The following is a 15385-nucleotide window of genomic DNA, read 5'->3' as shown; positions in this document are numbered from 1 at the left end:
CTGTTGGCCAATTCGGTTGGTCAAGTCACAACTCACTCCGGAGCGGGTAACAGAGAGGCTGTCCGCGCAGGGTGCAAGGAAATCATGGGAGCGCCATCCTGTTGTTGATAACTGTGCCGTAAACGAAAATGCTCGTTAATGCGGCGAACACACAGGGTTATTCTGACCGTCAGCCAACGATAATCGACCCGATCTTCAGCATGCACGATCACCGATGCCTGATTATCAACAATCGCCTGACACAGCGGAGCCATTAACGTCTGGATCGACTGGTCACGCAGTTCAACCAGATTCGCATCCAGCAGAAACTCGGCCAATGGCGGGGAATTGTCTTCATAATGGCTGCGAAATTCATCATGCACTGCCATACCCAACGGACGATAATCCAGACGTACCACCACCGGGGTTTCCTCTTCGCCAACCGTTGACAGCGGATAACCGGGGGCCATAAACGCCGGAGGGGTTTGTCCTTGCAGTAACAGTGCCCGGTCCAGCCGGTGCTGTAACCGGTCCAGGCCGTTACTGAGTGGCACCAGCGTCCATAGCTGCTCAAGTGCCATCGCCGCCGCCGCCAGCTCTCCCTGAGCCAACCAATCCTCAACCTGTTGCTGATAGGCGGCAGCCCATTGATAGGCCAGTGGCACCACCGCCATATTGGTGGGCCAGAGGCGACGAAATTCATCGATACGTACCATGGCGTTCCAGACCGCAGGCTGAGATAATCGCCCGGCAGCCAGATCCTGTCGGATCGCCGCCAATGCCGCGCTGGCAGCCGTTTCCTCATTCTGGTCGGTGGAAACAGCCGCAGAGCCCACCGGCTTGGCCTGTACTGACGGACTGCCGCCGGTCAATCCCCATAACACTGCGACTGACAAACAAAGAACCCATATACCGCCAGAGAATCCGGGCGGCCATCCCTGATACTGAACACTCATTCGAGGAAATACGCCTTTATGTTTAACCCAACCGGACTGCTTCGCTATGGCACTCTGCTCTGTGTGCTGCCTGCCGTTGCACTGCTGATTGTCTATGGACTGGACTTGTCCGCCATTACCGAGTGCCAGCAGCAAGGGCTGACTTATTCACCCGAGCTTGGCAGCTGTATTGCCAGCGCCGAACCCATCACGACGTATTACGCCCGCCACACCCTGATCATCAATATCAGCCTGCTGATTGCGACCGCAGGAGCACTGGCCATGACCGTCGGCATGGTGCTGAAAGGCCCCAGCCAGGGCAGGCAAAGGGACTGAGTTGCCAAGCTCCCCGCCGAGGTCAAGGTGCTTCGCTTCAGGCACAACATTTTTTGAATTTTTTCCCTGATCCACAAGGGCAAGGGTCATTACGGCCCGGCTGCAATTGCTGCCACTCGGCCTCGCCATCGTAATAACGCCAGTGCTCACCCTGTTTAACAAAGCGTGAGCATTCATGCAGCGTTTGCCAGCGGCCATACGCGCGAAAGGTCGCGGTAAAACACACCGTCGCCGGATCACCCAGCTCATCGGCGCTCTCAATGTCCAGCCCGTACCAGCGCATGGAGGCTTCACATACCGGGCCGTCTGGCCGGGTGTCTGGATGCCAGCTGGCCTGCAGATAATCTTCCAGCTCCAGCACAAACGCACTGTAACGCGATCGCATCAACGCTTCTGCGCTGGCGGCTGGCTGCCCCAGATGTAATGGCTGGCAGCAGTCGCCATAATTCACCACCGAAGATGCTGCCAACATGCGGCCACAAGGGCAGGGAGAATCCGGCGTCATTGAGCTTGTCCTCTGACCATCCCTAACAGACGGGTAATCCCCTGATCCAGTGACGGACTGTGTTGATCCGATGAAAAAGCCGCCATCATCCGCTGCCGCATACCGGGCAGGGTCATCATATCCCCCACCAGCGCGTTAAACGTGTCCTGCCCTTGTTCATTAACGGCCAGGGTTTCCAGAAACGCCAGCAGCAATTCCCCTTCCAGGTCTGCCCAGCAACGGCTGGAAACCGCCGCCAGCACCTCGACAGAACGGGCAGCGGGATGCGCCAGCAGCGCGTGTAGCAACAGTCGGCGTTGTTCAATATTTTCGCTGTGAGACAGTGCCCGGGCAAACGCGGCGAGATCATTGGCATCCGGTTCTGCGGCAATCACACTGGCAAGCCGGTCATTGACCGCACTGGTCAACACCTGCCCTGGCGAAATATTTTCCATAAACCCGAGTATCACATTCAACGGCACCTTGGGCAGGTATGGCAGAGCCCGCGTCAGCAACGCCTGGTTATTGTCTTGCTGATAACCGGCAACGACTTCAGCCAGCCCCTGCAAGCCCAGTTGTTGCCAGTTTTCCCAGCCCATATCTCCGGCCAGATAACCCCGGGTAGTGGCGTAAAAGCGACTGTCCGGTGCCCCCAGCTCGCGCGCGGCCAGCGCATGAAAATACGCCATTCGATGGGCATCCGGCTTGAAGCTGAACGGTGCTTCACCTTTATCATTGCTGCTGTCCCCGGCGGCCAGACGCTGGGCGATATAACGGACAAAGCCATCACGGGCCGGCGCATCCAGCAGGTTTTGTTCATCCAGCGGCAGTTTCAGGAACCAGATAGCATGCTGCCCCGGTTGCTCAGGGTGCCAGCTCAATAATGCCAGCCAGGCATGCTTGAGATACGGCACCGGATAACTGCGCCTCTGCTGCTCAATTTCTTCAAACAGCGCAGTGTCCAGTGGTTGAATACGGCGGCCCATATCAAATACACGCAGGCTAGCGCCGCGCTGGCTTACCAGATCAGTAATGGTCACTCGTTGTCCTCTAAAAAATGCAAAAACGGTCGCCAGTGTAGCAGATTCTGCCGAATGGCCGGTTGTCATGGTGAGGCAAATGGCAGGATCTTGCCGTGCTGGCAGCAGATCCTTCTGCGACACTCACAACAAGCAGGTATGATAGCCAGCCATTGCACAGGCACTCACAGGAGACAAGGTATGCTGATCGTATTGGCGCTGCTGGCCGGATTTATCATTGGCGGCGGAGGAGTAGGTTTTTGGCTCAGTCGTCGCTGGCAGCAACAGGTAAAAGACGCTGAAACCAGTCTGACGGAACTGCTCAGTCAGCATCAGCAAGAACAGGAAGCAGCCAAGACATTACGGCAACAGGCGGCAGATCTCAGCTATCAGCTCAACGAAGCCAACAAAACCATCCGCTATCTGGAAAACCGCCCGGGTAAATAATCAGCCCTGACCCCAGGCCAACCCAGCCAGCCGCTTGGCGGGGTTCAGAAAGCGGCCGCCTGCAGGCTGGCGCGCTTCTGCTTGGCCAGGCGAGCGAGCAAACGCCGCTCAACGTCCTGGCACGTATCCCCGGCCACCAATGCCACGGTGGTGGTCAGCAAGGATACCTCACCCAGTATTGGCCACGGCTGCCGCTCCATCTGTCGACGCATACGTTCCATCAGGACGATAGCACCATCTTCCGCACAGTCTGGCAGTAACAAGATAAACAGCTCATCCCGGATACGGAAAATCTCATCCCCGGCCCGCACTTCATTACGAATCCCTTCAACAAACTGCGGCAAAAACTGGCTGACGGCGTGCTGTCCATGCAAGTCACACAACTGGGAAAAATCTTCAATACTGAAACCAATCAGCGCCAATGGCCGCTTGGCACGCTCGCTGCGAGCCACTTCCCGCTCCGCTACCAGCGAAAAATGACCGGCATTATAGGCCCCGGATTCACCATCATTTAATGTCAGTGAAGCCACCATCAGCAAGCGGTGCTGGATCAACAAGCCATAACAGGCAACCGACGCCGCCACCATGGTGTAAACCAGTGCTGCCCGGGTTGCCACCAGCACATCCGCAGCCATCATGACAGTCCACCAGAGGGCGAGAATCATACCGATGTTATAAATATGGCTGAGGGTACGACGCAGGCAAAAATAGCTGAGAAACGGCATCATCAACAGATAGTTCAGAGATAACGCCATGCTGGGTTCGATCTGGATAAAACCGGGTGCCACTACCAGCACCAGTACCGGCAGCGCCAGCCAATCATGATGGCTGCAATCCCGCCGCAGCCAGATAATCGCCGCCGCCAGCAAGAGCATCGGAATCACACAGAAACTCATCAGCACGGTATCGTACAGACCCAGCTGGAACTGCTCCCATACCACCCAGCTCATCAGCAGTGCCGTCAAGACAAACAAGCCCGACCGCAACACCGGGCCACGATGGTGATTATCAAGCATGATCATCATGACAAGCCTCCCTGATCCGTACGACCAAGCTGTCCACATCGTCGTCTGGCTGATAATGAATAGCGACAATATCCAGAGGCTGCTCACCCGCCCTGGCAACAGGGTCCAGTTGCTGTTCGATCAAGCGGAAGTCATCCGTAGTGCCATAAGGCATCAACACCAGAAAATCATCCGATTCCAATCGATACAACATATGAAAAGGCTGTACCCCCTGTTGCAAATGCGTTCCCAGTTGTTGGATACGATCTTCAAACGCCTCATTCCCCAGTTGACGCCAAGTACCCGGCACCAGCACCAGGGCCAACAGCAGCCGGGATGAATGACGATCCGCGCGGGGGATTTCACGGGCCAGATCGATCAGCAGTTGATCCTCCCGATAGGCACCGGTACGTGGATCCGCCCCGACTTCTTCGCGCAACCGGATAGTACCGGATTCATTCATCCAGCCAATTGCAGCGGCGACCGCCACACTCACGGTATAGGTTGTTATAACCTGTGCTCGCAACAGGATATCCAAACAGGCGGCCAGACACAGAAATAACACCGAAAAAGCCAGCATCATCCAAATGGCATACTGCCATCGAAACGCAAACACCAGATAGAACGGCACCCAGAAACCAATATGTACGGTGTCCAGGCCAATGGTCATCTCCCGCAAGGCCATCAGCACCAGTAGTGTCACGACCAACCATTCAGGCCAGCGACGTCGATAGGGTTTGTCGTGCAACAGCAGATAACGGGCATAAATACTCAGCAGGCAACCGAGCAATAAAGTGGCAATCGTCTCTCCAACATGTTGGTGTCGCCAATCAATCCAGGACAGCGCCGCCAGGCATACGGCCATCAGCAGACAATAGAAAGCCGTCAGCCGTAACTCTTGCTGTCGTAAAAAATACGTATTGTTCTTGCCTGTGAGCATCAGAAAGCCTTTGTCATTGGAATTCGTCGGCCAGTACCTTGACAGGAAAACGCCGCATCACCCGGTGCCAGGTAACCGCAATACCCTGCCCCCGAACGTAATTACCGGGTTAATCCGCAGGTGGGTAGTGTATACTAGCCAACTTTATCTGTTTCCGACCGATCGGGTGTAATCGATGGATGTAAACCAATACATGATAACGCTGGGCCAACAGGCACGTGCTGCTGCAACAGCCATGGCCAGAGCCTCAACCCAGGACAAAAACAAAGCCTTGCTGGCCATCGCCGATGCCATCAGCCAGCAACGTAGCGACCTCTATCAAGCCAATGCCACCGACCTTGAAAACGGTCGGGCCAAAGGCCTGGATGCTGCCCTGCTCGATCGCCTGGAACTGACCGACGCCCGTATTGACACCATGATTGAAGGCCTGCATCAGGTCGCCACCCTGCCAGACCCGGTGGGTGAGATCACCGATATGAAATACCGCCCCAGCGGCATTCAGGTTGGCAAGATGCGTGTGCCTCTGGGTGTCATCGGCATTATTTACGAAAGCCGCCCGAACGTAACCATCGAAGCCGCCAGCCTGTGTCTCAAGTCCGGCAATGCCACCATTTTACGGGGTGGCTCGGAGTCCATTGCCAGCAACCAGATGCTGGCAACCTGTATTCGCACCGGTTTGGCCGCTGCCGGATTACCTGAAACCGCCGTGCAGGTAGTGGAAACCACCGACCGTGCCGCCGTTGGCCACTTGATCACCCTGCCAGAATTTGTCGACGTTATTGTACCTCGTGGTGGCAAAGGGCTGATTGAACGCGTCAGCAAGGACGCCAGGGTCCCGGTTATCAAACACCTCGACGGCATCTGCCATGTGTATCTGGATCGCTTTGCCGACCAGACCAAGGCACTGAATATCGCCGTTAATGCCAAAACCCACCGTTACGGCACCTGCAACACCATGGAAACCCTGTTGGTGCATCAGGATGTCGCCAATGAGTTACTGCCAGCGCTGGGAGAAGCCTACACTGCCCTGGACGTTGAATTACGTGGCTGCGACCGCAGCCGCGATATTCTTCATGGCATAACAGCCGCCACCGCTGCAGACTGGGATACCGAGTACCTGGCACCGATTCTGTCAATCAAGATAGTCGACAGCATTGAGGCTGCCATTGAACATATCAATCGCCACGGTTCGCACCATACCGACAGTATTGTCACCGAGAACTACACCCTGGCGCGCCAGTTCCTCACCGAAGTCGATTCCAGCTCGGTGATGATCAATGCCTCAACCCGTTTTGCCGACGGCTTTGAATACGGCCTGGGAGCAGAAATCGGTATCTCTACCGACAAGATTCATGCCCGTGGCCCGGTCGGACTGGATGGTCTGACCTCACAGAAATACGTTGTGTTTGGTAACGGCGAAGTACGCAAATAATGAGCTCAACCGTGGCAGCTGCACGGGCTGCTCCCTGGGCCATTCTGGGCGGTACCTTTGACCCGGTTCATATCGGTCACTTGCGTATCGCCTTGCAATTACGCGACGCCGGTTTTGAGCGGGTGCTGCTGATGCCTAACCGTATTCCGCCACACCGGCCGTCCCCCCGGGCGTCATCAAGCCAGCGCCTGGCCATGCTGAACCTCGCTACCAGCGACCTGGATGGTGTCGAAGTCAGCGATATTGAATTACAACGCCCGGAATGCAGCTACAGTGTCATTACCCTGGAATGGCTGCGTACCCTTTACCCGGCCATCAGTTTTACCTGGGCAATGGGCACCGATGCCTGGCTCAGTTTTGACCGCTGGCACCGCTGTGACGACATCCTTGATCTCGCCAATCTGATGGTCATCAGTCGTCCCGGAGAACGCCAGCCCGTTGCCCCATGGCAACAACAACAGTGGCTGGCACGACAGGCTTCCATTACTGACCTGTTAGCCAGTCCTGCAGGTCGTATCTGCCAACAGGCCTGGCCCGGGCTGGATATTTCAGCATCGGGCTTGCGTCGAGGCATTGCCGAAGGCGAGAATGTCCGGTTCCTTACTCCAGACCCTGTACTGGACTATCTCACTCAACACCAACTTTACCGATAAGTAGCGAATGCAAACTGAGCAAATCAAAAACCTGGTCGTCGATTCCCTGGACGATATGAAAGCCAGAGACATCACTATTCTGGACGTACGTGGCCGTACTTCTGTCACCGACTGGATGGTCATTGCCACCGGGACATCCAATCGCCACGTTACCGCCGTCGCAGGCCATGTTGAAGAAAAAGCCAAGCATGCCGGCCTGCGCCCCAATGGCACCGAAGGTCGTGCCGTCGCTGACTGGGTACTGATCGACCTGATCGACGTCGTCGTGCATGTCATGACCGACCAGTCACGCCACTTCTATGACCTCGAGCGACTCTGGGGTGAACCTGCCGACTCATCCAGCAAGGGTCATGCAGCGGAATGAAAATCCGGCTGCTGGCGGTCGGTCAGAAAATGCCCGCCTGGGTGACAGACGGCTATCAGGAATACGCCAAACGGCTACCTGCCGACTGCGCCCTGGAACTGGTGGAAATCAGCCCGGGTCACCGCAGTAAAAGCAGCAGCAAGGAAAAAGCCATGCAGCAGGAAGCTGCTGCCTTGCTAAAGGCAATACGGCCACAGGAACATCTGGTCGTACTGGATGTCCTTGGTAAACCCTGGTCAACAGAACAGCTCTCCGGTCATCTGTCGCAATGGCGCATGGACGGTCACGATGTGGCTCTGGTGATTGGTGGCCCTGATGGCATAGCCCCAACGCTGCTGGCGCAGGCAAAACAACGCTGGTCACTATCCAGCCTGACCTTGCCGCACCCTCTGGTACGCGTGGTGGTGGCTGAGCAGATATATCGAGCCTGGACCCTGTTGCAGGGCCATCCTTACCACAAATGAGGCCTGCATGTGGGAGCACTCCTTCCGGGATAAATCAGCTGAAGTAAAGCTGTTTCGTTCTCGTGCCGCGATTCTGGGCCTGATTATCTTTGCCTTGCTGGGCGTGCTCGTCTGGCGTATGGCCTATTTGCAAATCACCCTCTACGAAAAATACCAGAATCTATCCGAAAACAACCGTATCAAGATCCAGCCGCTGCCTCCCAAGCGTGGTCTGATTTATGACCGCAATGGGGAATTGCTGGCAGAAAACGTACCCTCATACAGCCTGACGCTGGTGCCTGAACGCGTTCGTAATATGGAAGATACTCTGAATTTTATCGACGATATGATCGGTATTTCAGAACGGGACCGGGAACAGCTCGAACGACGTCTGGAACTGCGTCGTCGACCCTACGAACCCGTTGTTTTACGTCATCAACTGACCGAAGTTGAAATTGCCAAGGTCATGGTCAACCGGGTTTACCTGCCCGGTGTCGATGTCGAAGCCCAGCTGGTGCGTCATTACCCACAAGGGGAAACCTTTGCCCATGTACTGGGTTACGTCGGACGTATCAACCAGCGGGAACAAAATCACCTGGATACCGATATCGATACCAAACGCCGCTACAGCGCCACCCAATACATTGGCAAACAAGGTATTGAAAAGCGTTATGAAAGTGACCTGCATGGCGAACCCGGCTATCAAAAAGTGGAAACCAACGCCCGCGGCCGTATTTTACGGGTATTGGAGCAGTCAGACCCGACCCCCGGACAAGACCTGACCCTGCACCTCGACAGCCGCCTGCAACGGCTGGCCCAGCAACAACTGGCCAATCACCGGGGCGCTCTGGTGGCTATTGAAGTCAAAACCGGGGGGATTCTCAGCCTCTACAGTAACCCGGGCTTTGACCCCAACCTGTTTGTTACCGGTATATCCCATACCGACTATAATGCCTTGCGTGACAATCCGGATTTACCCCTGTTCGACCGGGCCATACGGGGCCGCTATCCACCGGCATCCACCCTGAAACCCTTTATTGGTATCGGCGTCACCGACCTCGGTGTGACCAGCTGGAGCCGTACTATTTTTGATACCGGCAGCTTTATGCTGGAAAACAGCTCCCGGGTCTACCGGGACTGGAAACGCCAGGGTCATGGCGAAGTCAATCTGGAACGCGCTATCGTCGAATCCTGCGATGTCTATTTTTATGATGCCGCCGTCCGCGCGGGAATTGACAAGCTTGACCCTTTTTTGGCGCAGTTCGGCTTTGGCCAGAACCTGGCGATAGATGTTGATAACGCCTTCTCCGGGCTGCTGCCCGGCCGTGAATGGAAACGCAAACACTACAAAGCCAGCTGGTACGCCGGTGATACCGTCAACCTGGGCATTGGCCAGGGCTATATGCAGGTCACCCCCTTGCAACTGGCCACTGCCACAGCGTTAATGGCCAATCGCGGCAAGTGGGTCGCTCCCCGTCTGCTCTCTGCCCACAGCGGTCAGCATGAAGCGATTGATGAAAGTGAGGCCCAGGACATCAAACTGAACAACGAAGACAACTGGGATCATATGTTTGAAGCCATGCGCAAAGTGATCTCCAGCCCTCATGGCACTGCTCGCGTGCTGCAAAAACACCTGGAGTTTTCCATCGCAGGCAAAACCGGTACTGCCCAGGTTGTCGGCATCAAGCAAGATGAAGAATACGACTCCGACGCCCTGCGCGAGCGCTTGCGTGATCACGCTCTGTTTATCGCCTTTGCGCCGGTTGAAGATCCGCAGATTGCGATTGCCGTGGTGGTCGAAAACGGCGAATCAGCGGGTCGTACCGCAGCACCCATTGCTCAATCAGTTATTAATCTTTACCTCAGCGGAAGCACTGGCGAATGAGCAATTCCGACTTCACCCGCACACTGGGTAGCGGCATACACCCGGGATTTGATCGTGGTAAAGCATTATTCACCCGCATTCATCTGGATTTGCTGCTGGTGATACTGCTACTGGTACTGTGCCTGGCTGGCTTACTGATACTGTATACCGGCAGTGGCCGAGATACGCATATGCTGGTACGTCAGGCCGTGCATATGGGCATTGGTTTGCTTGGCATGGGGCTGGCAGCACAGCTGCCCCCTCGCTTTTATCAGATGATTGCGCCCTGGGCTTATCTGTTGGCTCTGGTTGCCTTGATCAGCGTGCTGATTGCCGGTGTAGGGGCCAAGGGCGCGCAACGCTGGCTGGCCCTGCCCGGGCTGCCCCGCTTCCAGCCATCGGAACTGGTCAAGCTGATTCTGCCACTCACCGTGGCCTGGTATATGGCCCGGCGACCGGTGCCGCCGCATATCACCGACTTGCTCAAGGCCAGCGGGCTAATTGTTATCCCGACGATACTGATCCTGAAACAGCCCGACCTGGGTACTTCACTGTTGATCTCAGCGTCTGGTCTACTGGTGCTGTTTTTTGCCGGTATGGCCTGGAAGCTGATTGGTTCCCTGATTGCTATCGTCTCAGCCTGTGCCCCACTGATGTGGTTTTTTGTTATGCACGACTATCAAAAACAACGGGTGCTGACCTTCCTGAACCCGGAAAGTGACCCACTGGGGTCTGGCTGGAATATCATTCAGTCAAAAACCGCCATTGGCTCCGGCGGCATTGAAGGCAAAGGCTTTATGCAGGGTACCCAGTCACAACTGGAATTTCTGCCAGAGAGTCATACCGATTTTATTATTGCCGTACTGGCAGAAGAACTGGGTCTGATTGGCGTATTGCTGCTACTGGTGCTGTACTTCCTGATCATATTCCGCTGTCTGGTGCTTAGCAGCCGTAGCGAGACCTTGTTTGGCCGCCTGCTGGCGGGCAGCTTGTCCGTTACCTTTTTTATCTATGTATTTGTGAACATCGGTATGGTTAGCGGAATTTTACCCGTGGTAGGTGTTCCACTACCACTGGTCAGCTATGGTGGAACGTCAGTCGTCAGCCTGATGACAGCCTTTGGCCTGATCATGTCCATGGCAATACATCAAAAACGTTAATCAAAATACTTAACAGGGAATCAGTATGACCAGACTTACACGTCAACTGGCAAAGACTTGCCTGGTTATCAGTCTTAGTGGCTCAGCGCTGGCATATGCCGGCTACGACCAGCACCCTCGCTTTAATGAGTTTGCGGCCGAGCTGGAAAAGGAATATCAAATCCCTCCTGCAGAAACCAGGCGTTGGCTGGCAGAATCGAAAAAACTCGACTCGGTACTGGAAGCCATCGCTCGCCCGGCAGAAAAAACCCTCGAATGGGATAGCTATCAGGATATTTTCCTCACCAGCAAGCGCATTGAAGGCGGCAAGGCCTTTATGGCAAAACATGCCGGGCTGTTGGCGGCGGCAGAACAGAAGTACGGCATTCCCAAAGAAATCATCACTGCCATCATCGGTGTGGAAACGTTCTACGGCAGTCGTCAGGGTAGCTACCGGGTACTGGATTCACTGGCCACACTGGCATTCGACTACCCTAAACGGCCGATCTTCTGGCGCGAATTAAAAGCCTTTTTTTCACTGGCCAAAGAAGAAAATCTTGATCCCGCAACCGTCAAGGGCTCTTACGCCGGCGCCATGGGCTACGGTCAGTTTATTCCGACCAGTTTTCTCGCGTATGCCGTTGATGGCGATGGTGATGGCCAGCGTGATTTATGGGCTAACCCAGCGGATGCCATTAACAGCGTCGCCAACTATTTCAACGTCCATGGCTGGCGAGCACACGAGCCGGTGGTACAACGCGCCCGCGTCAGCGGCAACCAGTACCAGCAAGCCGTTAATGACAACCTGAAGCCCAAATGGACTGTCGCAAAACTGGCAGCCATGGGAGTTTCCACCATCGAGCCAGCAAATGCCGAAGACCCTGCCAGCCTGGTCAAACTGATTGGCAAGCAAGGAGCCGAGTTCTGGCTGGCCCACTATAACTATTACGTGATTACCCGCTATAACCATAGCCGTCTGTATGCCATGGCGGTTTATCAGTTGAGTGAGGCGCTGAAACAGTGAAGACCGGCTTTTGGCTGATCATGGCGCTGCTACTCAGCGCCTGCAGCTCGCGTTACCAGCACAAGGAAGACTTCAGTCCTCCAGAACCACCGGATTTATCCACCATAGAGGAGCCCACCCCCACACGGGAACCACTCAGTGTGACGGGTAACGGCCCAACGTATCAGGTGCTGGGACAACGCTATCAAGTACTGGATCAACCAACGTCATTCCGGCAGACAGGCATCGCCTCCTGGTACGGCATGAAATTCCATGGCCACGCTACCTCCAACGGTGAAATTTACGATGTTTATCAATTTACCGCGGCCCACAAAACCTTGCCGTTACCCAGCTATGTGCGGGTAACCCGTCAAGACAACGGCAAAAGTGTGGTGGTACGGGTCAATGATCGCGGGCCATTTCATGAAGGCCGTATTATTGACCTGTCGTATGCCGCTGCCCACAAAGTGGGCCTGGATGTATCCGGCACCGCCCCGGTCACGGTCGAACTGCTGACCCAGCCTTACCCCGACAAGGTACACTGGATACAGGTTTCAGCCCTGTCCGACCAGTCCAACGCCAGGCGGCAGCAGCAAAGCCTGAGTCAGGCGCTGAAGCCACTGTCGTGGCCTGTGGAGGTACATCAGGGCAATCTGAATGGCAAACCACTCCATAAGGTACGTATCGGCCCGGTACCGGAAGGAGAGCCCTTGCAGGACTTGCTGATCAGGTTGGAAAACCTGCAGATCAACAACCCCGTCATACTCGGTGCTCATCAACTCGACTGAGCACCATTCACATTGCCGTCACGCGCAGCAGATCACAAGCCACAAAAAAAAGGGCCACGACCAAACTGGTCGGGCCCGAGGCAAGGGTACTCAGCGCAGAAAATAATAAAACCGGCTCTTATTCTCCAGAGCCGTGTTTTTTGATGTCCTTACGGATAGCCGCATATACACCTACAAAAAATACGCAGGTCAGTCCGACAATCACTAATCCGGCAAAAACAACTTCGTCCATAAACATAGTGGGATTCCTCACTCTTAGTCGGTCTTGCGTTTGACGTGTTGAGGGCAATGTAACAGTCCACACCTGTGTCAAATTGACTCACATCAAGCCGTTTTTCAGCCGCTCTTTATAACCATTGCTACGCTTGATATGCATCAAAAGCGACATAAGATCAGTTATTGGCTGGCTTGCTTATTGCGCTGAAACAGAAGGCAGGATTTCAGGGAGACGGTTATTCCGATGATCAGGTCATCACCGGCAGAAACAGGGGCAGGGACGTTATCCGGACGAAGATCCCTGTTTCCCAAAGATCTTATTAGGGTCGAGCAAACCAGCGCCCACAGGCGCTGGCTGCTGAAAAATGACAGGTCTTGCGTGGCATCCTTGCACAAGGTGCTGTCTGTCATGCTTATTGATCGTTATCTTTCTGGATTACCGAACGCCACTGCAAGGTTAATTCAGGTCATCTGCACCAGCAATTCACAGATTTTTCAAAACGAGTTCAATATCGCACCAAAAAACAACACATTGATAACAAACTAATTAGAGATAATTCGCCCCCGATAGACCCGGGTAGACGGCCCGATCCGCTCCCGATCATCAATCATGGCCGTCGCACCGCGGTACGTTCTGTCCATAATCGGCTTGGTTTTTGGTGCCTGGGTCGGCAAAAACATCTCAATCATCTCAAGTAAATCATGGCTCACGCCGCTTTTTACAAGGGTTCTGAGGTCATCTTCCAAGGAAGGCGAATCATAGTGAATTATGCAGCCCTGCTCATCTTTCGCTAATCGCTTTATTTTTTGTAGTAGTGCGATATTGTTGCGGTTGAATTCAACCATGTGGTTCCCCCCAAGTTGGTACTGGGGATTTTACTGCAACGCTCATACCATTGTTTTGTATTTTGTTCCGATTTGAACAATCGGCTGATCCAACTCACGATCTATATAACGGCTAAACTGACCAGCCACACACTCCCAGCTTAGCTGTTCTGCCGTCACTCGTGCCGCCTTGCCCTGCTCAACCAGATCACTCTCCAATAATGCCTCGGCGGCAGAGACAAACATCCGCTCGGCAATATCCGGCTTCTCTTCAACCGGAGCCAACGAACCGTTAACACCGGACTGAATATGCATATGGGCAGCTGCCATATCAAATGCAGCCACTGGCAAGCCACTGGCCATGGCCTCCAGCGTTACCAGACCAAACGTCTCCGTGACACTGGGAAAGACAAACAGATCAGCGGAAGCAAAATGCCGGGCCAGTGCCTCGCCCGTTTGCACGCCGGCAAAAATCACATCGGGATGGCTGGCCTGAATATCACCACGCATCGGGCCATCCCCCACCATCACCAGTTTCAGATCTGGTCGGGTCACCCGTAACTGGTCATAAGCCGCAATGGCGAGCGGGATATTTTTCTCTGCCGCAATACGTCCGACATACAGCATCACCCGGTCACTGTCCTTGACCTGCCAGGACTGCCTGAGACTGATACTACGCCGCCGCGGATGGAACAGATGACAATTGACCCCGTGAGGCAATACCTGAACGTTATGAAAGCTGGATTCACATAAAAAACCGGCGACTTCTTCGGAAGGAACCAGGGTTCCGGCGGTACGGTTATGAAAGCGGCGCAGCCAGTTCAGCGTCAGGGTTCGAATCCAGCCCAAGCCATAATAACTGCTGTAACGATGAAAGTTGGTATGAAACGCACTCAACACCGGAATGCCGCGCTCGGTGGCCAAATTCAATGCCGAGTTGCCCAGCGGGCCTTCGGTGGCAATAAAGACAAATTCCGGCTGAAAACGATCCCAGGCCGCCCGAATATCTCCCCGGGCTGGCCAGCCAATCTGTAAATCCGGGTACATTGGAATGGTCAAACCACGGCACCAGACTTCTTCCACTTCTGGACGCCATGTCGAGCGCGGCCGAGTACGAATCAGCTGTACCTGAAAGTGACGAGGGTCCAGCGCATTAATCAACTGGCGCAGGGAATTAGCGACACCGTTAACATCGGGCACATAGGTTTCGGTAACAATACTGATACGAAGTGGAGCCATACGGGTCTGGCACTCTGGCTAAATTCAACCAGTGTGCCAGCACCACCGTGACACTTTGATGAAGCCAATAAAGCCCCATATCACTCCACCAAACGTCAGCTCTCCAAACCAGCCCTCCACGTCATCCTCCGACTAAGAACGCCTGAAACCAGGGCGACCCAACCGGGAAAGGGAAATGGAACTTACCCAAAAGAAGCAATAGGGGGCATCTATTTAATCCGGTGCTCACTCTGGGCTACCGGATGGTTTCGAATCACGAAGCCGACTTGCAGGCC

At 54.7% G+C, this 15385-nt stretch carries 18 protein-coding genes; 10 read left to right on the top strand and 8 right to left on the bottom strand.

Features of this window, described 5'->3' with window-relative positions:
- Window positions 1-32: 32 nt before the first annotated feature.
- Window positions 33-875 carry a hypothetical protein gene (locus Q8W22_RS11590; protein ID WP_305452436.1) on the bottom strand — a complete coding sequence of 281 codons (843 nt, stop codon included), beginning with the start codon at window positions 873-875 and terminating at the stop codon, window positions 33-35.
- A gap of 78 nt (window positions 876-953) precedes the next feature.
- On the opposite strand from Q8W22_RS11590, the gene Q8W22_RS11585 reads away from it, so the two are divergent.
- Window positions 954-1250, top strand: coding sequence for a hypothetical protein (locus Q8W22_RS11585; protein ID WP_303432463.1), 297 nt, complete (start codon window positions 954-956; stop codon window positions 1248-1250).
- 37 nt (window positions 1251-1287) lie between these two features.
- On the opposite strand, the gene Q8W22_RS11580 is transcribed toward Q8W22_RS11585, so the two are convergent.
- Window positions 1288-1755: a YchJ family protein gene (locus Q8W22_RS11580; RefSeq protein WP_303432465.1), complete on the bottom strand. Its 468-nt coding sequence runs from the start codon at window positions 1753-1755 to the stop codon at window positions 1288-1290.
- On the bottom strand, window positions 1752-2774 hold the full coding sequence (locus tag Q8W22_RS11575) for a DUF3549 family protein (RefSeq protein ID WP_303432467.1): 1023 nt from the start codon (window positions 2772-2774) through the stop codon (window positions 1752-1754). Before Q8W22_RS11575 ends, Q8W22_RS11580 begins: the two co-directional genes overlap by 4 nt.
- A 180-nt stretch (window positions 2775-2954) precedes the next feature.
- Between Q8W22_RS11575 and Q8W22_RS11570 the strand changes: the two genes are divergently transcribed.
- Window positions 2955-3200, top strand: coding sequence for a hypothetical protein (locus Q8W22_RS11570; protein WP_303432469.1), 246 nt, complete (start codon window positions 2955-2957; stop codon window positions 3198-3200).
- A gap of 44 nt (window positions 3201-3244) precedes the next feature.
- On the opposite strand, the gene Q8W22_RS11565 is transcribed toward Q8W22_RS11570, so the two are convergent.
- Both Q8W22_RS11565 and Q8W22_RS11560 read right to left on the bottom strand, forming a co-directional pair.
- Window positions 3245-4225 carry a diguanylate cyclase domain-containing protein gene (locus tag Q8W22_RS11565; RefSeq protein ID WP_305452435.1) on the bottom strand — a complete coding sequence of 327 codons (981 nt, stop codon included), beginning with the start codon at window positions 4223-4225 and terminating at the stop codon, window positions 3245-3247.
- Window positions 4209-5144 carry a hypothetical protein gene (locus Q8W22_RS11560; protein ID WP_305452434.1) on the bottom strand — a complete coding sequence of 312 codons (936 nt, stop codon included), beginning with the start codon at window positions 5142-5144 and terminating at the stop codon, window positions 4209-4211. Before Q8W22_RS11560 ends, Q8W22_RS11565 begins: the two co-directional genes overlap by 17 nt.
- Window positions 5145-5319: 175 nt before the next feature.
- Between Q8W22_RS11560 and Q8W22_RS11555 the strand changes: the two genes are divergently transcribed.
- Genes Q8W22_RS11555 through Q8W22_RS11520 form a run of 8 tightly spaced genes read left to right on the top strand, consistent with a single transcriptional unit; the run spans window position 5320 to window position 12830 of the window.
- Window positions 5320-6576, top strand: coding sequence for a glutamate-5-semialdehyde dehydrogenase (locus tag Q8W22_RS11555; protein ID WP_305452433.1), 1257 nt, complete (start codon window positions 5320-5322; stop codon window positions 6574-6576).
- Window positions 6577-6587: 11 nt separating this feature from the next.
- Window positions 6588-7229, top strand: a complete 642-nt coding sequence (gene nadD / locus Q8W22_RS11550) for a nicotinate-nucleotide adenylyltransferase (RefSeq protein ID WP_303432477.1) — start codon at window positions 6588-6590, stop codon at window positions 7227-7229.
- A 7-nt stretch (window positions 7230-7236) separates the two neighbouring features.
- Window positions 7237-7593: a ribosome silencing factor gene (rsfS, locus tag Q8W22_RS11545; RefSeq protein ID WP_303432480.1), complete on the top strand. Its 357-nt coding sequence runs from the start codon at window positions 7237-7239 to the stop codon at window positions 7591-7593.
- The gene (gene rlmH, locus Q8W22_RS11540; protein ID WP_305415217.1) at window positions 7590-8057 is read left to right on the top strand and encodes a 23S rRNA (pseudouridine(1915)-N(3))-methyltransferase RlmH; all 468 of its coding nucleotides are present in this window, start codon (window positions 7590-7592) and stop codon (window positions 8055-8057) included. The genes rsfS and rlmH overlap by 4 nt, the downstream gene beginning before the upstream one ends.
- Window positions 8058-8064: 7 nt before the next feature.
- Window positions 8065-9921, top strand: a complete 1857-nt coding sequence (gene mrdA / locus Q8W22_RS11535; RefSeq protein WP_303432484.1) for a penicillin-binding protein 2 — start codon at window positions 8065-8067, stop codon at window positions 9919-9921.
- A complete protein-coding gene (gene rodA, locus Q8W22_RS11530) occupies window positions 9918-11060 on the top strand; it encodes a rod shape-determining protein RodA (RefSeq protein ID WP_303432486.1) in 1143 nt (380 codons plus the stop codon). Before mrdA ends, rodA begins: the two co-directional genes overlap by 4 nt.
- Window positions 11061-11085: 25 nt before the next feature.
- On the top strand, window positions 11086-12063 hold the full coding sequence (gene mltB, locus Q8W22_RS11525; protein WP_305415215.1) for a lytic murein transglycosylase B: 978 nt from the start codon (window positions 11086-11088) through the stop codon (window positions 12061-12063).
- The gene (locus tag Q8W22_RS11520) at window positions 12060-12830 is read left to right on the top strand and encodes a septal ring lytic transglycosylase RlpA family protein (protein WP_303432488.1); all 771 of its coding nucleotides are present in this window, start codon (window positions 12060-12062) and stop codon (window positions 12828-12830) included. Before mltB ends, Q8W22_RS11520 begins: the two co-directional genes overlap by 4 nt.
- Window positions 12831-12948: 118 nt before the next feature.
- Here the strand turns inward: Q8W22_RS11520 and ccoM are convergent, their stop codons facing one another.
- The 3 genes from ccoM to Q8W22_RS11505 form a co-directional block, all read right to left on the bottom strand.
- The gene (gene ccoM, locus Q8W22_RS11515) at window positions 12949-13068 is read right to left on the bottom strand and encodes a cytochrome c oxidase subunit CcoM (RefSeq protein WP_303432489.1); all 120 of its coding nucleotides are present in this window, start codon (window positions 13066-13068) and stop codon (window positions 12949-12951) included.
- 521 nt (window positions 13069-13589) lie between these two features.
- A complete protein-coding gene (locus Q8W22_RS11510; RefSeq protein WP_303432491.1) occupies window positions 13590-13892 on the bottom strand; it encodes a hypothetical protein in 303 nt (100 codons plus the stop codon).
- A 42-nt stretch (window positions 13893-13934) separates the two neighbouring features.
- Window positions 13935-15110, bottom strand: a complete 1176-nt coding sequence (locus tag Q8W22_RS11505) for a glycosyltransferase family 1 protein (protein WP_305415211.1) — start codon at window positions 15108-15110, stop codon at window positions 13935-13937.
- Between the last annotated feature and the right edge of the window lie 275 nt (window positions 15111-15385).

The sequence above is a fragment of the Oceanobacter sp. 1_MG-2023 genome (genome assembly GCF_030689025.1).
Classification (GTDB): Bacteria; Pseudomonadota; Gammaproteobacteria; order Pseudomonadales; family Oceanobacteraceae; genus Oceanobacter.
Note: the sequence above shows the minus strand (reverse complement) of the source record. Positions and strands in the feature narration are given on the sequence as shown.